Annotated in this window: 23 protein-coding genes; 6 read left to right on the top strand and 17 right to left on the bottom strand. The window is 68.5% G+C overall.

Annotated features, from left to right (window positions below; translation table 11 throughout):
* The first annotated feature begins 36 nt into the window (after positions 1-36).
* On the top strand, positions 37-2,661 hold the full coding sequence (locus ACFCV3_RS18330) for a glycogen debranching protein (RefSeq protein WP_376031174.1): 2,625 nt from the start codon (positions 37-39) through the stop codon (positions 2,659-2,661).
* A 360-nt stretch (positions 2,662-3,021) separates the two neighbouring features.
* Here ACFCV3_RS18330 and ACFCV3_RS18325 read toward each other — a convergent pair whose 3' ends face one another.
* The 10 genes from ACFCV3_RS18325 to ACFCV3_RS18280 all read right to left on the bottom strand — a co-directional run bounded on the left by ACFCV3_RS18325 (position 3,022) and on the right by ACFCV3_RS18280 (position 10,749).
* On the bottom strand, positions 3,022-3,792 hold the full coding sequence (locus ACFCV3_RS18325) for a hypothetical protein (protein ID WP_376031173.1): 771 nt from the start codon (positions 3,790-3,792) through the stop codon (positions 3,022-3,024).
* The gene (locus ACFCV3_RS18320) at positions 3,789-4,703 is read right to left on the bottom strand and encodes an ATP-binding cassette domain-containing protein (RefSeq protein WP_376031172.1); all 915 of its coding nucleotides are present in this window, start codon (positions 4,701-4,703) and stop codon (positions 3,789-3,791) included. Before ACFCV3_RS18320 ends, ACFCV3_RS18325 begins: the two co-directional genes overlap by 4 nt.
* Complete coding sequence (locus ACFCV3_RS18315) at positions 4,703-5,062, bottom strand: GntR family transcriptional regulator (protein ID WP_132415351.1); 360 nt, start codon at positions 5,060-5,062, stop codon at positions 4,703-4,705. The genes ACFCV3_RS18320 and ACFCV3_RS18315 overlap by 1 nt, the downstream gene beginning before the upstream one ends.
* 82 nt (positions 5,063-5,144) lie before the next feature.
* Positions 5,145-5,828, bottom strand: a complete 684-nt coding sequence (locus tag ACFCV3_RS18310) for a GPP34 family phosphoprotein (RefSeq protein ID WP_376031171.1) — start codon at positions 5,826-5,828, stop codon at positions 5,145-5,147.
* Positions 5,821-6,033 carry a hypothetical protein gene (locus ACFCV3_RS18305; RefSeq protein WP_376031170.1) on the bottom strand — a complete coding sequence of 71 codons (213 nt, stop codon included), beginning with the start codon at positions 6,031-6,033 and terminating at the stop codon, positions 5,821-5,823. Before ACFCV3_RS18305 ends, ACFCV3_RS18310 begins: the two co-directional genes overlap by 8 nt.
* Before the next feature lie 9 nt (positions 6,034-6,042).
* Positions 6,043-6,954: an SPFH domain-containing protein gene (locus ACFCV3_RS18300; RefSeq protein ID WP_376031169.1), complete on the bottom strand. Its 912-nt coding sequence runs from the start codon at positions 6,952-6,954 to the stop codon at positions 6,043-6,045.
* A 151-nt stretch (positions 6,955-7,105) separates the two neighbouring features.
* Positions 7,106-7,795 (bottom strand): aminotransferase class IV, encoded by a 690-nt coding sequence (locus ACFCV3_RS18295; protein ID WP_376031168.1) that lies wholly within the window; start codon positions 7,793-7,795, stop codon positions 7,106-7,108.
* A gap of 9 nt (positions 7,796-7,804) precedes the next feature.
* On the bottom strand, positions 7,805-9,142 hold the full coding sequence (pabB, locus tag ACFCV3_RS18290) for an aminodeoxychorismate synthase component I (protein WP_376031167.1): 1,338 nt from the start codon (positions 9,140-9,142) through the stop codon (positions 7,805-7,807).
* Between the two features lie 42 nt (positions 9,143-9,184).
* Positions 9,185-9,961, bottom strand: coding sequence for a class I SAM-dependent methyltransferase (locus tag ACFCV3_RS18285; RefSeq protein WP_376031166.1), 777 nt, complete (start codon positions 9,959-9,961; stop codon positions 9,185-9,187).
* 83 nt (positions 9,962-10,044) lie between these two features.
* The gene (locus tag ACFCV3_RS18280; RefSeq protein WP_376031165.1) at positions 10,045-10,749 is read right to left on the bottom strand and encodes a metal-dependent transcriptional regulator; all 705 of its coding nucleotides are present in this window, start codon (positions 10,747-10,749) and stop codon (positions 10,045-10,047) included.
* A gap of 60 nt (positions 10,750-10,809) precedes the next feature.
* On the opposite strand from ACFCV3_RS18280, the gene ACFCV3_RS18275 reads away from it, so the two are divergent.
* From ACFCV3_RS18275 to ACFCV3_RS18260, 4 genes are read left to right on the top strand one after another with little or no spacing between them, the layout of a single operon-like run.
* Positions 10,810-12,129: a cryptochrome/photolyase family protein gene (locus ACFCV3_RS18275; protein ID WP_376031164.1), complete on the top strand. Its 1,320-nt coding sequence runs from the start codon at positions 10,810-10,812 to the stop codon at positions 12,127-12,129.
* A gap of 56 nt (positions 12,130-12,185) precedes the next feature.
* Positions 12,186-12,578 (top strand): GntR family transcriptional regulator, encoded by a 393-nt coding sequence (locus ACFCV3_RS18270; RefSeq protein ID WP_165952665.1) that lies wholly within the window; start codon positions 12,186-12,188, stop codon positions 12,576-12,578.
* Positions 12,575-13,453 carry an ABC transporter ATP-binding protein gene (locus ACFCV3_RS18265; protein WP_376031163.1) on the top strand — a complete coding sequence of 293 codons (879 nt, stop codon included), beginning with the start codon at positions 12,575-12,577 and terminating at the stop codon, positions 13,451-13,453. Before ACFCV3_RS18270 ends, ACFCV3_RS18265 begins: the two co-directional genes overlap by 4 nt.
* Positions 13,450-14,484 carry an ABC transporter permease subunit gene (locus tag ACFCV3_RS18260; RefSeq protein WP_376031162.1) on the top strand — a complete coding sequence of 345 codons (1,035 nt, stop codon included), beginning with the start codon at positions 13,450-13,452 and terminating at the stop codon, positions 14,482-14,484. Before ACFCV3_RS18265 ends, ACFCV3_RS18260 begins: the two co-directional genes overlap by 4 nt.
* Here the strand turns inward: ACFCV3_RS18260 and ACFCV3_RS18255 are convergent.
* The 3 genes from ACFCV3_RS18255 to ACFCV3_RS18245 form a co-directional block, all read right to left on the bottom strand.
* Positions 14,450-15,709, bottom strand: a complete 1,260-nt coding sequence (locus ACFCV3_RS18255; RefSeq protein WP_376031161.1) for an APC family permease — start codon at positions 15,707-15,709, stop codon at positions 14,450-14,452. The genes ACFCV3_RS18260 and ACFCV3_RS18255 overlap by 35 nt on opposite strands.
* A 1-nt stretch (position 15,710) precedes the next feature.
* Positions 15,711-16,235, bottom strand: coding sequence for a hypothetical protein (locus tag ACFCV3_RS18250; RefSeq protein WP_376031160.1), 525 nt, complete (start codon positions 16,233-16,235; stop codon positions 15,711-15,713).
* 72 nt (positions 16,236-16,307) lie between these two features.
* The gene (locus ACFCV3_RS18245; protein ID WP_376031159.1) at positions 16,308-16,865 is read right to left on the bottom strand and encodes a TetR/AcrR family transcriptional regulator; all 558 of its coding nucleotides are present in this window, start codon (positions 16,863-16,865) and stop codon (positions 16,308-16,310) included.
* Between the two features lie 84 nt (positions 16,866-16,949).
* On the opposite strand from ACFCV3_RS18245, the gene ACFCV3_RS18240 reads away from it, so the two are divergent.
* Entirely contained in the window at positions 16,950-17,204 is a 255-nt protein-coding gene (locus ACFCV3_RS18240) for a hypothetical protein (protein WP_376031158.1), read from the top strand.
* 2 nt (positions 17,205-17,206) lie between these two features.
* On the opposite strand, the gene ACFCV3_RS18235 is transcribed toward ACFCV3_RS18240, so the two are convergent.
* Genes ACFCV3_RS18235 through ACFCV3_RS18220 form a run of 4 tightly spaced genes read right to left on the bottom strand, consistent with a single transcriptional unit; the run spans position 17,207 to position 21,013 of the window.
* A complete protein-coding gene (locus ACFCV3_RS18235) occupies positions 17,207-18,040 on the bottom strand; it encodes a ketose-bisphosphate aldolase (RefSeq protein ID WP_376031157.1) in 834 nt (277 codons plus the stop codon).
* A gap of 8 nt (positions 18,041-18,048) precedes the next feature.
* Positions 18,049-18,963, bottom strand: coding sequence for a 1-phosphofructokinase family hexose kinase (locus ACFCV3_RS18230; protein WP_376031156.1), 915 nt, complete (start codon positions 18,961-18,963; stop codon positions 18,049-18,051).
* Positions 18,951-20,081: an N-acetylglucosamine-6-phosphate deacetylase gene (gene nagA, locus ACFCV3_RS18225; protein ID WP_376031155.1), complete on the bottom strand. Its 1,131-nt coding sequence runs from the start codon at positions 20,079-20,081 to the stop codon at positions 18,951-18,953. Before nagA ends, ACFCV3_RS18230 begins: the two co-directional genes overlap by 13 nt.
* A complete protein-coding gene (locus tag ACFCV3_RS18220; protein WP_376031154.1) occupies positions 20,078-21,013 on the bottom strand; it encodes an ROK family protein in 936 nt (311 codons plus the stop codon). Before ACFCV3_RS18220 ends, nagA begins: the two co-directional genes overlap by 4 nt.
* Between the last annotated feature and the right edge of the window lie 44 nt (positions 21,014-21,057).

Here is a 21,057-nt window from a genome sequence, read left to right as displayed (position 1 = left end):
CGGCGCTTGAGATCGCCGGGAGAAGGAGGACCCGCCATGACTCCCCGACCCTTCGTTCACAGCACCGCCCCACCCGCACCCGCCCGTCCCCGGACTGGCAGCCTGCGCCTGACGGGAATCGGGCTGCTCACCACAGCAGCACTCCTCGCCGGATCGGCATCAGCAACCGCCGGGCGCCCCGCCTCCCCCACTCCACCTTCCTCCCCCACCACCCGACCCGCCGAGCTGTCTGAGACCACGCGGCTGGCCGATCGGCGCTCTTTGGTGGTTGGGGATCGGGCTTACGCGATGGGCGACGAGTCCGGCCTTTATCCGGCCGCCGGGTGGCACATCCGCGGCGAGATGGGTGGCTTCTGGACTCAGCCGATCAAACTCCTGGACGGTCTGTGGTTCGGGCTGGACGGGAAGTGGCTGGGCAAGGACGTGACGGCCGCGAAGTACACGAGCGGCCACGGATACAGCCGGATCGACTACTCCGGTGCCGTGCAGGTACGACGTACCGACTTCGTGCCGGACGGTCTCCGCGCAACGCTCGTCGGACTGACGTTGACCTCGGCGACGGCGAGAACAGTCAGCCTCGATGTCGACGCCCACTCCGAACTCATGTCGTCGTACCCCTGGGGCTGGACGACACCGAGCGCGGCCGACGCGAACCTGCCGGACACCGGTGCCTATGGCAACGGTTCGCTCCAGTTCCGTGATCGCGACTACGCGGCGTACGTCGGATCGTCCCTGCGTCCGGCGAACCACGCACTCGGCCCGAACCACCGCGGCCCACAGGACCCGGCCGTCATCTGCCCAGCCGACGGTACGACGCCGGCCCGGTGCGACGACTCGTTGGTGGGCAAGGGCACCGGCGGGCGACTCACGTACGACGTCGCACTGAAACCCGGGCGCGAGCGGACCATCTGGTTCGCGGTCGCGGGATCGGATGACGGGCCGGCCGCGGCTCAGCGCGAGTACCACCGCGCCCTCGGCAACCCCGGCAAACTCCTGCAGGCCAAGGCGGCCGCACGCCAAAAGATCGACCAGCTGACTGCAGTGGACCTACCTGGTGACCGGCTACTGCAGCAGAGTGTCGAGTGGAGCAAGCAGAACCTGGCCGACTCCGTCCAGGAGGCTCGCAACCTGCAGATCCGCGACGTCAACGAGGGCAGGGACTACCCGGCGCCGGTTGGCACGATCGACACCGCACGCTGGTTCGGCGCCGGCTTCCCCGACTATCCGTGGCTCTTCGCGACCGACGGCGAGTACACGTCGTACGCCGCCGTCGCGGCCGGCCAATTCGACACGGTCAAGGCCCATCTCAAGGCGCTCCGGGACATCAGCGACCTGCTGAACGCGCGAAGCGGCAAGGTGGCGCACGAAATCGTCCCGACCGGCGATGTCTACTTCGGCTCCAACCAGAGCGCTGGCAATACCGACGAGACGGTGAAGTTCCCGAGCATCGTGGCGCTGCTCTGGCGCTGGACCGGCGACGACCGGTTCCGCGACGACTTCTACGACTTCAGCGTCCGGAACTTGCAGTACGTGTACCGCGAACTCGACAAAGACAGCGACGGCTGGCCCGAAGGTCTCGCGAACGTCGAACGTTCCGGCATGGGCGCGGAGAAGCTCGACAGCACGGTCTACCTCGCGCGCGGTCTGCGCGATCTCGCCGACCTGGCCGCGTCCCGGCACGACCGGAAGATTCAGCAGTGGGCAACGGCCCGGGCGACCGATCTCGAGTCCCGCTTCGAGGCGCAGTGGTGGGTGCCGCAGGCCCTCGGGTACGCCGATTCTGTCGACGACCCCGCTGACCCGGCCAACGACAACACCCCGATCTTCCAGCGACACTGGACCGGGGTCACCCCGATGGAGGCCGAGCTGGTCCGTCCAGGCCAACCGACCTCGCCTCTCGCATCACCTGAACACGCCGCAACTGCTCTTACGCAACGCGAAAAGCCTTGCTACACAGGTGAATTCGGCCTCTTCCACACCGGCACCGGCCCGACCTCCGATCCTGCCGGCAACCCTGGGCCGTCCTGTGATCCGGTCGTCTCCAAGGTGAAGAGCGAGCGCGCCATCTTCTCGCTCAACACCTCGATCATGGCCGTTGCGGAAGGCAACTACGGTCGTCTCGGCAAGAACCAGCAGCAGGTCTACACCACCGGCAACGCCCGGATCCAGCTCGATCCGAAGGTCTGGGAGACTCCGGGCGCGATGCCGGAGATCGCTCCCTCACCGGACGCCGCGGCGAACATCGGCCGCCCGTTCTACGACCGCTCGATGAATCTGCAGGCCTGGGGCGCGTACGGCGTTCTGTGGCCGGTCGTCCACCAGCAGCTCGGCGTCGACCCGGACCTCGGGCACGGGCGGGTGACCGTCGTACCGCAGCTTCCGGAAGGACAAGCGAAGGTGGCCGGGAGCAACATCCGGCTGGGTCGCGGCTCGGTCGATGTCGCGGCACGCCTTGCAGGTAAGGAGTTGCGGACCGATCTGACGGTGCACAACCTCAAGGCGGAGTTCACGGTCGGGGCGGTACTCCCGGTCGGCGCGAAGCTCAACAATGTAACGCTCAACGGCCGCGCGACGCCGTACCAGGTGGTCACGACCACGCGCGGTACCGAGGTGCACGTGACAGCCAGTAGCTCGGCGGCGGTGCGGATCACGTTTGCCTGACTTATCGAGACCGGAGGGGTCCCCAAAAAAGTGGGGCCCCTCCGAGTATGAGTCGGAGGGGCCCAACAGCTGAAGGAAGGTGACGTCTCCAGCCTCCCGAGCCAGATCCGTGGGACCGGCAGACCCCGTCACCGGTCTACCTCGGTGGGGATCCCCACCGCTTGGGTCCTCGGTTTCCGTTCGACCCGCCGCTCCTCGAGAGAGACAGCGTGTCGACATTTCTACCGCCGCGGGCCCGGGTCGCACAACCCTTTCCAGACAACAGTTCCGGTGATCTCGCGACTATCCGCGTGTCGTCCACAGCGAGCACGCAACCGTCCACAGAACGCACCCAACTTATGCACAGGGCATGTGCATAACTCAGCCCTTCGCGGGTTTCAGTGGCATCGGTTGCAGGATCCGATAACCGGCGTACAGACCGAGCGCGGTGACGATCGCGACCACCGGTACGGCGACCGCGAGTGGCGGGCGGTGATAGCCGAGCGCCGACAAAGGTCCGCCCAACCATTGGGCGACGAGCAGGAACTCGGTCGCCGCCGCGGGGACCAGCGACAGCGGGATCATGGCCAGACCGCGCCAGAAACCGAGCCGGTAGAAGGTCACCCCGAGCAACCACCCCGTCGCCTCGTGCGAGACGACCAGCAGTGCGAACTCGGCGAAGATCAGCCCGACCTCCGACGTACTGCTGAAGAGGTGCCGGTTCTCCATCGCTTGCGACCAGCCCTGCCAGTCGTAGACGACGCGCTCGATCTGGTAGCCGACGACCCAGATCACCGCGGTCAGCAGCGCTGCAACCGTCAGGAAGATGCCGGCGGCAACCGAGAACATCCGCCGGGTGACACCTTGCGCGACCAGCGCGTTGACGTACGCCGGGACGAGGCTGATACCGACCGCCATCGAGAAGTATTTCGGCGACTGGGTGCCGTAGTCCCAGACGCTGTTGCCAGTGCCGTCGGTGAGGTACTGAAGGATCAGACCGCCGACCATGAACGCGATCAGCATCACGCCCCAGTAGACGAGCACCATCGGGCGCGAGCCAACCTGCATAGCGGTCAGCACCCGGCGGAGCCGGAGGCCGTTGGTGACGCCGGGCGGCAGCTCCGCGGTCTGGTCAGCAAGGGCAGAGCTCATGAGCGGGCTCCCTTCGATGCCGGGGCGGTGAGGTGGACGAAGAGGTCCTGCAGGCCGACCGGCCCGATCTCCAGACCGGCCGACGCGGCTTGCGCGACCAGCGCCGGGTGGAGATCGCCGAGGACCGTGGCGGACTTGGTACCGCCGAGTCTCTCCTCGGCGAGGACGGTGAACTCCGCGGTGAAGTCGTCGACGACCTTGGCCGGACCGACGATCGATGCGCCTCGACCGCGGAGCGCATCCACCGGCGACTGTGTGACGAGCCGGCCGTTGTCGAGGATGACCACATCCTCCAGCAGCGTGCTCACCTCACTGACCAGGTGTGTCGACAACACGATCGTCCGCGGGACTTCGGCGTAGTCCGTGATCAGTGCGTCGTAGAACGCAGCGCGGGACGGCACGTCCATACCGAGGTAGGTCTCGTCGAAGATCGTCAGCGGGGCCCGGCTGGCCAGGCCGAGGACGACGCCCAGCGCGGACTTCTTACCGCGGGAGAGCTTCTGCATTCGCTTGTTGGTCGGCACTTCGAACCGATCCAGCAGCTCACCAGCCAGGTCCGCGTTCCAGTACGGGCGCAGGCTCGCGGCCAGCGCGAGCGCGTGCCGCACCTGCAGGCTGTCGGCCACGTCACCGGATTCGCGAATCAGGCAGATCCGGCTGGTGACGACCGCATTCTCGTACGGCGGAAGCGGCGTACCGATTCCGGCGCCTTCGATCCGGACCTCGCCCTCATCGGGTTGCCGGAACCCGGCCAGGACCGCGGCCAGCGTGCTTTTGCCGGAGCCGTTGCGGCCGAGCAGTCCGTGGATCTTGCCCGGCGCGAGTCGCAGGTCCAGCCGGTCGAGCGCCGGTGTGCCGGCGAACCGGACCGACAGATTCTCGGTGTGCACCGAGAGGGCGTGCTCTGTCATCACGAGTCTCCGTACTTGCGGATGTGCTGAATGACGTCGCGCAGCGGTACGCCGATGGCCTTGGCCTCACGGATCATCGGATCCACCACGTCGGCGAAGAACCCGTCCTGGCGACCGGTACGCAACAGGTCACGGGCGTTCGGGCTGACGAACATCCCGATCCCGCGCTTCTTGTAGAGCACACCCTCGTCGACCAGCTGCGCGAACCCCTTGGCCGCGGTGGCGGGGTTGATCCGGTAGAAGGCGGCGTACTGGTTCGTGGACATCACCTGCTCGTCCTCGGCGAGGGCGCCGGTGACGATGTCGTTCTTGATCTGCTCGGCGATCTGCAGGTAGATCGGGCTGCGTTCGTCGAACACCACGGCCTCCCTCCCGGGGGTTCTTCGGTTCATAGGTTCATTACTTGAGTAACGAACCATAGCACTACGGGTGGCGCTCGGGTCAACCGCCGCCGCCGCTGGCGGCGTTGTGGCTGGCCTGGATCGACTTCTTCAGCGCCGGCGCGACCGGGCCGATCCGGATCGCCAGCTGGGCCAGGCGATCCTTGTGCCGGTTGCGCAGTTCCTTGGGGATCACCGTGCGCAGGTCCGAAGTCGACGCCAGTACGGCGAGCGCCGCATCGCGCAGGTCGATCCGGGTGACGAGTCGCGCCGGTCGCAGTACGTCGGTCGTCCGCTGGAGCAACTGGCGCCGTACCAGCGGTTGGCGCAGGGTGATGCGCTGAGCCGGAATCAGGCCGAGGATCCGGTGCGATTCGACCTTGATCAGCTGGGCGCGGTCGAGTTCGTCACGGATGTCGCGAACGATCGCGCTTTGCCGGCGGTCGATCCAGGTCCGCCATTTGCGCGGATTCGACGTACGGATCTCGGTGAGGACACCGGCCAGGACCTCGTCCTTGGGTGCTGCGGTCCTGGTCAGCTGGGCGCGACCGTTGTCGTCGGCAAGGTTCCCGCGGAGCTGGAGATCGATCAGCGCCGCGGCCCTCAAGGTCTTGCCCAGCGTCGACCGGTTGGTCAGGCGGCCTTTCGCGGGATCGTAAGCCAGTAAGAAGATTCGAGCCGGCAACGTCTCCGGCGGGGCGGCTGGTCCGACTCGGGCCGGCCGCTTGGGTAACGTCCTACTCATCATCGCCATCCTCCTTGGCTGGGCGGCCGGGTCGCCGGATCTTGCCGACGCCGGACGGGAGCCGGCCGGCGTCGGCCAGCGCCCGGCGGAGCAGATACTCGATCTGGGCATTGGCGCTGCGCAGGTCGTCGGCCGCCCAACGAGCCAGCGCGTCGTGCACCGCGGGATCCAGCCGGAGCAGGATCTTCTTACGTTCGGCAGCCATGACGGCCGCTTACTGGTAGAGCGAACCGGTGTTGACCACAGGCTGCGCGTCGCGGTCACCACACAGCACGACCAGCAGGTTGCTGACCATGGCCGCCTTGCGCTCCTCGTCGAGCTCGACCACGTTGTGCTCCGACAGCCGATCCAGCGCCAGCTCCACCATGCCGACCGCACCCTCCACGATCCGCTGCCGCGCCGCGACCACCGCACCGGCCTGCTGCCGGCGCAACATCGCCTGGGCGATCTCCGGCGCGTAGGCAAGGTGTGTGATCCGCGATTCGATGACATGCACACCGGCCGCCTGGACTCGCGCCCCGATCTCCGTCGACAGGGTCTCGGTGATCTCGTCGGTGCTGTCCCGCAACGACATTCCACCCTCGTCGGTGTGCACGTCGTACGGGTAGCTGTTCGCGATGTGGCGGACCGCGGTCTCGGTCTGGATCGCCACGAACTCGACGAAATCGTCCACCTCGAACATCGCCTGCGCGGTGTCCTCCACCTGCCAGACCACGACCGCCGCGATCTCGATCGGGTTCCCGTCCGCATCGTTGACCTTGGCAACGGCTGTCTCGTGATTCCGGATCCGGGTCGAGACCTCGCGCCTGGTGGCGATCGGATTCACCCACCGCAGTCCGTCGGTGCGGAGCGTCCCGGCGTACCGCCCGAGGATTTGCAACACCCGCGCCCGGCCCGGCTGCACCGGCGTCAGCCCAGCAGCCAGAATCGCGCCGACCACGAACGCGGCCACCCCGAGCACGACAGCCGCACCGGCCCCGTTGGCCACGCCGACACTGAACAGCACCCCGCCGCCGACCACCAGCACGAACGCAGCACCCGCCATCGGCCACCCGTTCACCTCAGCAGCCACCCGCTCGGCCACCTTCGGCTTCGGCATCTCCACAACACCCTCGACCTCAACCATCACCCGCTCCTCTCGTCTATCTCGAAGGTAGCAAAGTGATATCACATTTATCAAGCGCGGACGCCCAGGCCATCACAGTCGCGCGGGCTGCCCGCGGCTGAGCGTGCGGGTGGGTGCCGAGGTGCAGTTGTGATGGGCCTGCGGTCCGCGCTCAGACGGGACGGGCCAGGGCGATGAGGCGGGACTGCCAGTCGTCGGCGGCCGACTCGGGGAGAGGATCGATCGGGCCGTCGTTCCAGGCCTGGATGGGGCGGATGCCGTGGAGGGCGTTGATGAGCCAGGTTTCGGTGGACTGGAGGTCGGTGGGGGTCCGGGGGCGGTTGGCTACCTCGACGCCTTGGGTGGTGGCCAGTTGGCGGAGGAGGGTGGTGGTGACCGAGGGGAGGAGGGGGCGGTCGGGGGGTGGGAAGCAGAGGGTTTTGTCTTCCCACCAGGCGACGGCGGAGTACGCCGCTTCCAGGACGGTGCCGTCGGTGTCGAGGAGGATGATCTCGTCGGCTCGGTGCGGGGCGGCGGCTTTGAGTTTGCCCAGGAGTTCGAGGTCGGGGCCTTTGACGCGGGGGGCGGTTCGGGGGTCGGGGCCTTCGTGGACGGCTACCCGGACCCGGCCGCCGGTGGTGGGGGCGGGGCGGCGCTGGACGGTGAGTTCGCCGGTGTCGTGCAGTTCGAAGCGGGGGAACCAGCGGCCGAAGCCCGGGAGGCGTCGTACTTGCTGGTCCCAGAAGGGGGCGGCGTCGATGCCAACCGCCGCGCACGAGCCGACGAAGCGGTTGCGGTGCAGGTCGAGCCCTCGCACTGCACCGTCGGTCACCAGGAACGAGTCCGCTACCTGCAATCCCATCTCCACCCCTTACCTGGCGCCGACCGTAGCCGTTGCCTTGAGCACCATTTCGTCGTACTCGGCGACCGGCTCGGAGTCGAGCACGATCGCTCCCCCGGCGCCGATCACCGTCTCGTCCGGTGTGAGGACCGCCGTCCGGATCACGACGCTGAGGTCCGCCCGGCCGTCCACCGTCAGGTACCCGAGGGCACCCGAATAGACACCGCGGGCGCTCGGCTCGAGCTCGTCCAGCAGCTCCATCGTGCGGATCTTCGGCGCCCCGGTCATCGACCCGGGCGGGAAACAAGCCCGTACGGCGTCGACCGCGCTCACGCCGGATCGAAGCTGACCGCGAACCGTGGTGACCAGTTGGTGCACCGTGCGGTAGCTCTCGACCTGCATCAACTGCGGCACCTGCACCGAACCGGGCCGGCTGACCCGGCCGAGGTCGTTGCGGATCAGGTCGACGATCATCAGGTTCTCGGCGCGCGTCTTCTCGTCCTCGGCCAGCGCCTTCGCCGCCACCTGGTCCTGGAACGGATCCAGGTCGCGCGGCGCGGTCCCCTTGATCGGGCGGCACTCGGCCCACCCGTCCGCATCCACGGTCAGGAAGCGTTCCGGCGACGAGCTCGCGACGGCCAGGTCGCCGTACCGGAGGAAGGCGGCGTACGGCGCCGGGTTCGTGGCGCGCTGCCAGCAGAAGAAGCCGAACGGGTCCGGTACGGCGGGGAGCCGGACCCGGTTCGTCAGACAGACCTCGTACGTTTCGCCGGCCTCGAGCGCGGTCATGCAGCGCTCGATCGCGGCCAGGTACGACGGTCGGTCCAGCTCCAGATGTGCTTCCAGATCGAGGTCGGCGATCGCCGGGCGGACCACCCCGGTCATCGACCAGTCGGCGGCTGCCCGGACGGCGCGATCCAGCCACTCGTCGCTCGGAGCCGGGCCGACAGCAACCAGGAGGGTCAGGTCCCGATCGTGGTCGATCACGACGAAGCGGTCCGCCCAGATCCACAACGCATCCGGAGTCGAGGCGACATGGGCCGCCGTGCCACCGGTGAGCGACTTCAGTTCGTAGCCGAAGTAGCCGACGTACCCGCCGTTGAAGTAGCCGTCGAGGATCTCCGGCGGCTCGCCAGTGTGCGAGGCGAGAAGGGACGCCAGCTCGGCGAAGACGTCACCGTCGGCGGCGTCCCGGATCAGGACGTCGGAGCCGGTCCCGAGGACTGAGATCCGGCGGGCGGCCCGATCGGTCAGGCTGCCGTCGAGCCAGAACGCGACCGGCTCGGCCGCCAGCAGCTCGCGGTAGACCGTCTCACCGTCGAGCGCCCGGTCCACGGTCCGCACGGACCAGCTCAGCGCAGCACCCACAGGCACACGCTACTTCCCCGCCGGGCGAGGTCGGCGGTCAGATCAACCCGTGAGCGCGACCTTGCCACGCATGGCGGTGATCCGGCGGATCGGGATCGCGACCTCGAGGCCGTCCTTCGACTCGGCGCGGTCCGCGAGCCACTCACTCGCGGTGTCCCGGCGGACGTCCGGCGTACCGGGCAGGTAGAGCGCGTTCACGAGCCGGCGGGCGTCGTCGGCACCGCGGACCGTGTACACGTACCGCTCGCGCTGGCTCTCCATCACGTCGAATCCGGCGTGCCGGAGCTTGTCCTTCAGCTCGGTGATCTCACCACCGGCCGGGAACTGCGGGGTCGAGCGCAGTCGCGTGGTCAGCCCGCTCAGCGTCCGGATGTCGCCGCGCCGCAACGGACGCACGGCCGGGACGATCGCGGCCAGCACTCCCCCGCGGCGCAGCACGCGCGCGGCCTCGGCCAGTACGTCGGGGAGCGGCTGCAGCACCATCAGCCCCATCGAACACGTGACGACGTCGAAGACCTCGTTCGCGAACGGCAGGTGCAGGGCGTCGGCCTGGACCTTCGGACCGGGAGCGCCGGCGAGCTGGGCCGCGTTGTTGTCGACCCCGACCACCCAGCGCCCGTACAGCTCGCGGGCCACCGGCCCGTTGCCGCAGGCGAGGTCGAGGACGCGCCGGGCCTCGCCGGACACAGCTCGGACGAGCCATCGGTACGGCGTGTGGTCGCCGGCGGTGGCGCGGGACAGGAGGGCTTCGGTGCTGCCCGGGGCCGCGGTGTGGAACTCCCGCAGGTACTCCGGCCAGTCGATGACGTTTTCGGACATTTCAGCGAGACGGTACCCGCTGAGCACTCGTCGTACCGCATCGAGTGCTCAGCGTTAACGTTCCCTTGACTTCAGCCGAGGCCTCAGACCACGCTGACGAAGATGTGGCCGGCGGTCTCGTCGCTGATCACACCACCGGCTTCGCGGCTGCCGACCAGCACGCCCTCGGCATCGAGGGCGGAGTCGACCTCGCGGCCCGGCAGGGCGCCGGCCTTGCGGAGCACCGCCATCGCGCTGTCGTCGGTCTGCACCGGCTCGGCGATCCGCCGGACCAGCACCCGCACGCTCTGCCCGGTGGCCTGGTCGAGCACCTTGTCCAGCGGCTCGACACCGATCCGGAAGTCCTCGATCCCGCTGGCCTGGCCGTCGGTGAGCAGCTCCTCCAGGCCCGGAATCGGGTTCCCGTACGGCGACTCGGTCGGGTTGTCGAGGATCTTCAGCAGCCGCAACTCGACCGCGTCACTCATCACGTGCTCCCAGCGGCAGGCCTCGGCGTGCACGTCCTCCCACTCGAGCCCGATCACGTCGACCAGCAGCCGCTCGGCCAGCCGGTGCTTCCGCATCACCCGGACAGCCTGCTTCCGACCGACGACGGTGAGCTCGAGGTGCCGGTCCCCCTCGACCGTGACAAGACCGTCGCGCTCCATCCGCGCCACCGTCTGACTCACTGTCGGCCCGGACTGGTGCAACCGTTCGGCGATCCGCGCGCGCAGCGGCAGGATGCCTTCTTCCTCGAGTTCGTAGACGGTCCGCAGGTACATCTCCGTGGTATCGATCAGCTCGCTCACGACAACCATTGTCGCCTATGTGAGCAAGTCTTCCGCAATTGCCACGGGTACTGGCTCAGGATGCCGAATGTGACAGCAATGATGTGGTTCCGGCGTGACCTGCGATTGAGTGACAACCCGGCGCTGCTGGACGCCGTGAGTGCTGGTGCCGGCCGCATACTCGGAGTGTTCGTGGTCGATCCGTTGCTCTGGAAGCGTTCTGGCGATCCTCGGCGTGAACACCTGGCTGCCTCGCTGCGGGCGTTGTCGACGGCGATGGGCGGTCGGCTCGTGGTGCGGTCAGGTGATCCGGTCACGGTGATCCCGGCACTGGCGGACGAGGTTGGTGCGGTGAGTGTTCACATCAGCGCGGACCACGGGCCGTACGGGCAGGAACGCGACAAAGAAGTTGAAGCCTCATTGAACTGTCCATTGGTCGCCACCGGGTCGCCGTACGCGATCGCGCCCGGCCGCATCTTCAATCAGCAGGATCGGCCGTATCAGGTGTTCACGCCGTACTTCCGGGCCTGGCTCGAGCATGGGTGGCGGCAGCCGGTTGAGGCTCCGAGGGATGTGCAGTGGGTGCAGGCCGAGAGTGAGGACCTGCCGGACGGTGACGCGGAAGGGGCTGGTGAGGAGGCGGCTCGGCAGCACTGGCTGGAGTATCTCGACGACGTGGCGCAGTACGACGACGTCCGCGACCGGCCGGATCTCGACAGCACCTCGCGGATGTCGATCCCGTTGAAGTACGGCGAGATCCACCCGCGGACGATGCTCGCGGACCTCGCCCGCAAGCGCAGCGCGGGAGCGGAGTCGTATCGCCGGGAGCTCGCCTGGCGTGAGTTCTGCGCCGATCTGCTTGCCCGCAACCCGCACGCGGCGTGGAAGCCGTTGCGTGGTGAGTTCGACAAGATGGCGTACGACGAACCTGGCGACCAGCTCGCGGCCTGGCAGCAGGGGCGGACCGGGTTTCCGTTCGTCGACGCGGGGATGCGGCAGCTCGCGATCGAAGGGTTCATGCACAACCGGGTCCGGATGGTGGTGGCGTCGTTCCTGGTCAAGGACCTTCACGTGCATTGGAAGTACGGCGCGCGCTGGTTCATGCAGTCGTTGCGGGACGGCGATCTCGCGTCGAACTCACTCAACTGGCAGTGGGTGGCCGGCTGCGGCGCGGACGCGTCGCCGTACTTCCGGATCTTCAACCCGGTCGGCCAGGGACTGAAGTTCGATCCGGACGGTGAGTACGTCCGCCGCTGGATCCCCGAACTGCGCCACCTCACCGGCAAGGCCGCCCACGAACCCTGGAAACACGGCGGCGCCGACGGCTACCCCGCCCCGATCGTCGACCACGCCGAGGCCCGGCGCGAGGCGCTCCGGAGGTACGAGGCCATCAGGGCTTGACCGGCACTTCATCCGTACCCCTATAGTACTAGGTAACTAGATGAATGGGGTTGGAGATGATCGAGTTCCATCTGGACGGGCGGTCGGGGGTGTCGCCGTACCAGCAGATCGTCCAGCAGGTGCGCAATGCGCTCCGGCTCGGCCTGCTGCGGGAGGGGGACCAGCTGCCGACCGTGAAGGATGTGGTCGCAGCACTGGCGATCAACCCGAACACGGTGCTCAAGGCATACCGCGAGCTTGAGCACGAGGGCCTCGTCCAGGCCAAGCCTGGCCGAGGCACCTTCGTGACGCGCACCCTCACCGACAACACGCTCGCCGCGCACGGTCCCCTCCGGCAGGACCTGCGGCGCTGGCTCACCAAGGCCCGCAAGGCCGGCCTGGACGACGAGAGCATCGAGGCGTTGTTCCTCACCACCTTTCGGTCCGCCTCTCAGGAGGGGGTAGCGTGAACGCCGCTCTGCAGGCCCACGGACTGGGGAAGAAGTACGGCCGCCGGTGGGCACTGACTGATTGTGACCTCGAGGTCCCGTCCGGACATGTCGTCGGGCTCGTCGGGCCGAACGGTGCCGGCAAGAGCACGTTGCTCAACTTGTCGGTGGGGATGTTGTCACCGACGACCGGATCGGTCGAGGTGCTCGGGCAGCCGGCCGGAACGCAGCAGGCCAAGGTGGGGTACGTCGCTCAGGACACCCCGACCTACGCCCGGCTGAGCGTTGCCGACCACCTGCGGCTCGGCGCGCACCTCAACCCGGAGTGGGACGATTCCCTTGCCCAGCAACGGATCCAGCGGCTCAGGCTGGATCCGAAACAGCGGGCCGGGAAGCTTTCCGGTGGCCAGCGGGCACAGCTCGCGTTGACGCTCGGCCTGGCCAAGCGGCCGGAGCTGCTGATCCTCGACGAGCCGGTGGCCGCGCTCGATCCCTTGGCCCGGCGGGAGTTTCTGCAGGATCTGATGGAGGCGGTGGCCGAGCAGGAGCTCAGTGTCGTGCTGTCTTCGCACCTCGTCTCCGATGTCGAGCGGTCCTGTGACTACCTGGTCGTGCTGGTTGATTCGCGGGTGCAGGTCAGTGGCGAGATCGACACCCTCCTGGCGACACACCACCGGCTCACCGGGCCCCGCCGTACGGCGAAGGAATTGCCCGGCGACCAATACGTGGTGAACGAGAGCCACACGGACCGGCAGTCGACGTTCCTGATCCGCACCGACCGGCCGATCCTCGATCCGTCATGGTCGGTCACCCAGCTCACGCTCGAGGATCTGGTGCTGGCCTACATGGGCCGCGAGGTTCAGTCCGAGCGTCCCGTTCTGGAGGTGCAGCGATGATCTGGCTGACCTGGCGGCAGTTCCGCGTCCAGTTCCTCGTGATTGCCTCGGTGGCGCTCGCGGCCGCCGTCGTGTACGCGGCGACCGGGCCCAGTCTGGCCGACGACTACCAGCAGTTCGCGGACAACTTCATCAAGAACCTCGCGTTCGCCCGGTTCAGTCCGGTGCTCTACCAAGTCGGCCTTGCCCTCCTGTACGCCGTACCGCCGATCATCGGCGCTTTCTGGGGCGCACCGTTGATCGCGCGCGAACTGGAGGCCGGGACGCATCGGCTGGTCTGGGGCCAGAGCATCTCGCGGTGGCGCTGGCTGGCCACGAAGGTCGGTGTCGGCGGGCTGGGCACGATCGTGGTCACCGGCGCACTCAGCCTGGCCGTCACCTGGTGGTCGAGCCCGATCGACAAGGCCATCAACGCGGGCCAGGAGTCGAACTTCTACCTGCCGCGCATGTTCCCGGTGACGTTCTCCGGTCGTGGTCTGGTCCCGATCGGGTACGCCGTCTTCGCCTTCGCGCTCGGGGTCGCGCTCGGCCTCGTCATCCGGCGTACTCTCGTCGCTCTCGCGGTCACGCTGGCCGTGGTGATCCTGGTGCAGATCCTCGCGCCGACACTGATCCGGCCGAACCTGATGGCACCGACCGACCAGAACATCGTCGCGACCGCGGAGAACCTGCGCGGCTTCATGATCAGCGGCCCCGGGCCGGACGCGGAGATCAAACAGATCGAAGTCGGGATCAATGCCGTCGGCGGATGGAAGCTGACCGACGAGACCGTCGACAAGTCCGGCAAAGTCGCCGCCCTGCCCAAGTGGGTGATCGACTGCGAGCCCAACGGACCGGGTGAGCGGGCGACCTCACCCAAGGCCGCAGCCTGCTTCCAGCGGTTGGCCGACGAGGGGTACAGCCAGCACGTCCGGTACTTCACTGCCGACAAGTTCTGGGCTTTGCAGTGGCGCGAGTTCGGCCTGTTCCTGCTCCTCGCGTTCGGTCTGCTCGGCTTCAGCTTCTGGCGGATCCGGCGCGATCTTTCCTGAGCTTCCGGACGAGGAGAGCCAAGCCCAGCAGTACGGCGGCCGCGGCGGCCGAGCGCCAGGGCAAGGTGACCGCGAGCCCGAGGCAACCCAGCAGGCCGATCACGTTGACGGCTCGAGGCCAGCGACGCTGGTCGGCCGGCTGGGTGAACGCGGAGGCGTTGGCGATGGCGTAGTACAGAAGAACACCGAACGAGGAGAAGCCGATCACGCCGCGAAGGTCAGTGGTGAGGACGAGGGCGCCGACGACCACGGCGAGCACGACCTCCGCCCGATGCGGCACCTGGTACCGCGGGTGGACGGCAGCCAGCCATCCCGGGAGGTCGCGATTGCGGGCCATCGCCAACGTGGTCCGGCCGATGCCTGTGATGAGGGCCAGGAGTGCGCCCAGGCTCGCCAGTGCGGCGCCGACCCGGACAATGGGTACCGCCCAAGCTGCTCCGGCGGCATCGACCCCGGCGGCGAGTGGCGCCGTACTGGTCGCTGGGTCGACGACGCGCAGGAGCATGACGGCCACGAGTAGATAGATGACGATGGCGATCGTCAGCGCGATGGTGATCGCGCGTGGGATGGTGCGCTCGGGTTCGCGCACCTCCTCCCCCATCGTGGCGATCCGCGCGTAGCCGGCGAAGGCGAAGAACAGCAGGCCCGCCGCCTGCAGGACGCCGTGCACCGAGGTGTCCGTGATCGCAGGCAGGTCGCGGGAGGTGCCGCCGGTGCCGAGCAGTACCACGACGAGCGTCAGGACCGCGAGGCTGCAGGTGACGAGGATCTTGGTCAGCCGGGCCGTCCTGGTCACGCCGCGATAGTTGACCGCCGCCAGCGCGGCGACGGCCAGCAACGCAACCAGCCTTCGTGCCCAGCCGTCGAGAGGTACGGCGTACGTGGCGAAGGTGAGCGCCATCGCGGCACACGACGCGGTCTTGCCGATGACGAAGCACCAGCCGGCGGCGAATCCCCACCACTCCCCCAGCCGCTCTCGGCCGTAGACATAGGTGCCACCGGCAACCGGATAGACCGCTGCGAGCTGCGCGGACGACACGGCGTTGCAATAGGCAACGACTGCGGCGATCACCAGCCCGATCAGCAGACCCGAGCCGGCCGCCTGGGCGGCCGGCTGCCAGACCGCGAACACCCCGGCGCCGACCATCGAGCCGACGCCGATCGCGACGGCATCGGTCAGACCTAGGCGGCGCGCGAGTCCCGGCTGCGACTGGGCTGTGGGCACGTCAGTCGCCCGCCGCCATCGCCGCGGCGATCTTCCGCTCGGCATCGGCCACAACCTCCTCGGGTGCTGCGGGCATCAGGTCGGCCCACAACGGAAGCATCTCCCGCCGCGCCTCCAGCATGCCCAGCGGCCTCGGGTAGAACCACACGTGGAAGTGCGCGGAGCCGTCGCCCCAACGGTAGATGTGCACCCGGGCGATGTCCCCGAGCGCCAGGATCGCGCGCTCGACCCGCGCGACCACCGGACCGTAGCTCATGGCGAGCCGGTCCGGCAGATCGGCGAACGAGTCGTGGTGAGCGCGGGTGGTCAGCCAGACGATGCCGGGGATCGTGACGTCGGTGGACCGGATCAGCGCCCAGTCGTCGTTGACCCACAGCGGCGGCCGGTGCTCGGACTGCTCGTAGTTCGCCAGCCAGTCGCACAGGCCGCACGGGTCGCCGCCGGGGTCGCCCACGCGCGGCGGTTCGGGGATCACGCGGGGCTGCGGTTCGCGGCGGATCAGCGGTTCGGCGTACGGAAGAGTCATGGCGGAGCCTCCAGTCGGTGGTTTCCACCAGTGAAACATGATCGTTGCAGTTTCTGCAACGGTCATGTTGCATCAGAGCTGGGTCAGACCGCGTAGCACCAGATCGAGGGTCAGCCGGCGGACCCTGGCCCGGGACCAGTGGTGGCGGCCGCGCATGTGCACGTAGGTGAAGGTCGCCGAGACCATCAGCACCTCGGCGACATCACTGATCCGGCCGTGCGGGTGCAGCGTCCCGTCCGCCTCGCCGTCGCGGAGGAACCGCTCGAACGGGGCGATGAACGAGACCGGACCGCTGCGCGCCTGCTCCTGATGGAAGACCAGATCCGACGAGAGCATCAACGGCAGATGCCGGTCGATCACGTCGAACAAGGCCTCCAGCGTCCGGATCAGACCTTCGCGCCCGGTCCCGGAGCCGGCCAGCACCGGCCACATCGTGTCCCGGTAGTCCTCAGCCAAGGCGTCCAGCAGCGAGTTCAGCAACAGCTCGACCGTGAGCCCCTGCCGCCAGAGCGTGACGCGCGACCGGCCCACCTTCTCGGCCACCCGCTCCAGCGTGACCCCGGACCAGCCATGCTCGGCCAGTACGTCGATGGTCGCCGTACGCAGCGTCTCGTCCACCATCACGGTCATCCCGGCCGGCTCCTCGACTGTGACTGTTGTGCAACACCGCCGTTGCACGGCACCATGACTGTACCAAGCCGACGAGGAGTTGCCGTGACCACCAGAACCGACCTCACGCTCCAGCTCACCGACCACGAGCGAACCGGCCTGACCGCCCTCGCAGCCGGCCTCCGCGCCGTCGCCGAGTCCGACCTGACCGAGGAAGACGCCCTGGTCGCCGCACTCGAGCTGGCCCTCACCCGCCTGATCGAAGACTTCGAGGTCCCGGCCCCCGACGTACGAGAGCAGGTCCACCGCGCCCGCGACGACCTCCGCACCCACTGGGTACGCGGCAGCGCAACCCTCTAGCCCTAAGCCTTGAGCAGGCGCAGGAGGCGGGCTACTTCCGTGGCTACTGCGGTTCGGGCGGGGCCCAGGTATTTGCGGGTGTCTACGAGGGTGGGGTTGTCCGTCAAGGTTTGGCGGACCGAGGCGGTGAAGACGTTGTTGAGGTGGGTGGCGATGTTGACCTTGGTCATGCCGGCTTCGACGGCGCGGGTGAGGTCGGGGTCGGCTACACCGGAGGAGCCGTGCAGGACGAGGGGTACGGCGACGGCTGCGTGCAGCTCGCTGATCAGGGCGAAGTCGAGGGTGGCAGTGCGCTCGGTCATGGCGTGGGAGGAGCCGACGGCGACGGCGAGGGCGTCGACGCCGGTGGCTTCGGCGAAGGCGACTGCCTCGTCGGGGCGGGTGCGGGCGCCGGGGGCGTGGACGCCGTCTTTGCCGCCGACCTCACCGATCTCGGCCTCGACGAAGACGCCGTGGTCGTGGCAGAACTTGGTCACCTCGGTGGTCGCAGCGACATTGTCGGCGTACTCGAGTTTCGAGGCGTCGTACATGACCGAGGTGAAGCCGAGCTGAACCGCCTCGGTGACGAGGTCGCGGTCCATCGCGTGGTCGAGGTGGACGACGACCGGGACCGTCGCGGCGGCCGCTGCGGCCAGCGTGGCAACGCCGATCGGCTTCAGCGCGCCGTGGTACTTGACCGCGTTCTCGCTGATCTGCAGCACGACCGGCGTACCGGCCTGCTCGGCGCCGGCGATCAGCGCGGTGGCGTGCTCGAGCTGGATGACGTTGAACGCACCAACTCCACGACCGGCCTTGGCGGCGGCCAGCACGACCTCGGCTCCGGAAACCAACGGCATGAGTTCTCCTAACCCACAGAAACTTGCGGTAGCCACCGGCGATAGGCGGCAAGGTCGATGTCCCCGGCAACGGGTGTCAGCACGGCAGCGGCAGAGGCGGCAACAGCGGACTTCAGTACGACGGACCAGTCGGGCTCGGGTGATTCCGCCACCGCGGCCGCCACGACCGCCGTACAGGCATCACCGGCGCCGGTCGGGTTCCCGCTGACCTGCTCGACCGGAAGCGCGCGCCAGACACCCTTGTTGCTAGCAGCAACCATTCCGCGCGGGCCGTCGGTGATGACCGCGGCGGTCGCGCCGAGCTCCACCAGTTGCCGAGCGCCGTCCTCGACACTCGACTCACCAACCGCCTCGCGCAGCTCAGCCGCGTTGGCACGGACGATCGCTCCGACCTTGGCGGCTTCGGTCAGCGCGGAGCCAGCCGCGTCGATCACAGCTGGTACGTCGTGATGCCGCGCGCGGACCGCGATCTCGGCGTACGCGTCGGCGGGCAGCCCGGGCGGAATACTGCCCGAACACGCCAGCACACCAAGGCGTCCCCACGGCATCCGGTCACCGAACGCGCGCCACTCATCGGCCGAGATCGCCGGGCCGGCCTCGTTGAAGATCGTCGCGTCACCGTCCACACCGTTGACGATGGCAACCGTCCGCCGGGTCTCCCCCGCGATCGGTGTCAGCAACGCGGTCAGCCCCGCATCGAACAGCTCAGCCGCAACCGCTTCACCAGTCACCCCGCCGACGAACCCGAGCACAAGCACCTGATGACCGAGCGTGGAAGCGACCCGGGCAACGTTCACACCCTTGCCACCGGCTCGCGCACGCACCGCGCCGACCCGATGGCTGCCACCAACCACCAACTCAGCGACCTCGTACGTGACGTCGAGCGCCAGGTTGAGCGTGACCGTGCCGACTAGTCCAGCCATGCGCCGGCCCGCATCACCTTCTGGACGGTGTACTCGTCGTCCAGCAGGACCAGGTCCGCGCGACGGCCGGTCTCGATCGCGCCGACGTCGTACCAGCCGAAGGTCTGGGCGGGAGTCGTCGAGGCCATCCGGGCCGCGTCGACGAGCGACGTACCGGCCTTGACGGCGTTGCGGAAGGCGACGTCCATGGTCAGGGTGCTGCCGGCGATCGAGTGCGGGGGCTTGGTGAGCGTGGCCAGACCGTCCTTGACGTCGACCTCGAGGTTGCCGATCTTGTAGTGGCCGTTGCCCATCCCGGTCGCCTCCATCGCGTCGGTGATGAGCGCGATCCGGTGCACTCCGGCCGCGGCCAGCGCGACCCGGACGACCTGCGGATCCAGGTGCATCCCGTCGTTGATCACCTCGAGCAGCAACCGCTCGTCGTTGATCGCCGCACCCACCGGACCGGGGTCGCGGTGATGGAACGGCCGCATCCCGTTGAACAGGTGCGTCGCGACCGTGGCACCTGCGTCGGCACCGGCGATCATCTGCTCGTACGTCGCGTCCGTGTGCCCGAGCGCAGCCACCGCACCGGCGTCGACGACCTGGCGGATCGCGTCCAGCCCGTGTTCGAGCTCCGGTGCGATCGTCACCATCCGTACGACGTCGCTCAGCACCTTGGCCACGTCGTCCGCGACCGGGTCCCGCAGCAGCGTCGGCTCATGTGCACCGCACCGGGCCTCGGACAGGAACGGCCCTTCGAGGTGGACACCGTTGATGATGCCGTCGGTGACCAGGTCGGCCAGGCAGGCGGTCTGCGAGGCGAGCACGTCCAGTGGTCCGGTGACCAGGCTGGCCATCGTGGTCGTCGTACCGTGCTTGGCATGGAAGGCCGCGACCTTGCGCGCCTCCTCAGGATCGGTCGTCGAGTACGACGAACCGCCGCCACCGTGGGTGTGGATGTCGACGAACCCCGGCACGACCGTCACGTCGCCGAGGTCCTCGGGACGCTTGCCGTCGGCCGGCATCCCCTCGGACCGGCGGCCGTAGGCCAGGATGTCGGAGTCGACGACCTGGATCCAGGCACTCTCCAGTACGTCGTCCGGCGTGACGAGGCGGCCTACCCGATAGGTCGTCATGACAACTCCTCGATTCGATCCCAGGCGTAGAGCGCGGCGCCGAGGCAGCCGGCTTCCTCCCCCAGCACGGCGGCCACGATCTCGGGCTCGCGCTGGAACGTCAGGCGTGCGTGGACCCCGTCGCGCAGCGGCTGCAGCAGCGTCTCGCCGGCGCCGACCAGCCCGCCGCCGATCGCGATCCGGGTCGGCGCGACCAGGGTGGTGTAGAGGACGAGCGCATCGACGAGGACGTCCAGGGCGTCGTGCCAGACCTCGGCGGCGATCTCGTCGCCGGCGGCGAGCAGCTCCAGCACCTCGCGGGAGCCGTCCACGATCCGGCCGGACCGAGCGGCGTACCGGCGGGCCAACGCGGCAGCCGAAGCGACGGTCTCGAGGCAACCCCATTGACCGCAGGCGCAGAGCTCGGCCGTGTCGCCATGGATGAAGCGGGTGTGACCGAGTTCACCGGCGTACCCGTCACCGCTGACGAGCCGGCCGTCGATCACCATCGCGGCCGCGATCCCGGTGCCGAGCGGCAGGAAGAGCGAGTTGGTGGTCCCCTTCAGCGCGCCCTGCCGGAGCTCGGCGTACCCACCGGCCCGGACGTCGTGCGCCAGCACGATCGGTACGTCGTTGCCGACCGCGGCGACCAACTCCGTGCGGACCGGCGTACCGGCCCAGGCCAGGTTCTCGGCCCCGACCGTGCCGGTCTCGGCGTCGATGATGCCGGGCACCACCACACCGATCGCACGCACCCGGTGACCGTCCGCAGTAGCCTTCTGGCCGAGCTCGACGACGGTCTCCAGCAGTGCGTCGAGCACGGCGCGGCCCCCGGCGGCCCGGGGAGTCGGCCTGGTCTCCCGGTGCAGCACAGCACCGTCGGCGGCGACCAGGCCGCACTTCATCCGGGTTCCACCGAGATCGACGGCAACCACGACTTCACTGGGGTCCACGGAGCGCCATTATGCAGCGTTACCCAGTAGTCCGAACATCCATG

The sequence above is a fragment of the Kribbella sp. NPDC056345 genome (assembly GCF_042262745.1).
Classification (GTDB): domain Bacteria; phylum Actinomycetota; class Actinomycetes; order Propionibacteriales; family Kribbellaceae; genus Kribbella.
The sequence above is the reverse complement of the archived record's forward strand: the minus strand, read 5'-3'. Positions and strand labels throughout refer to the sequence as shown.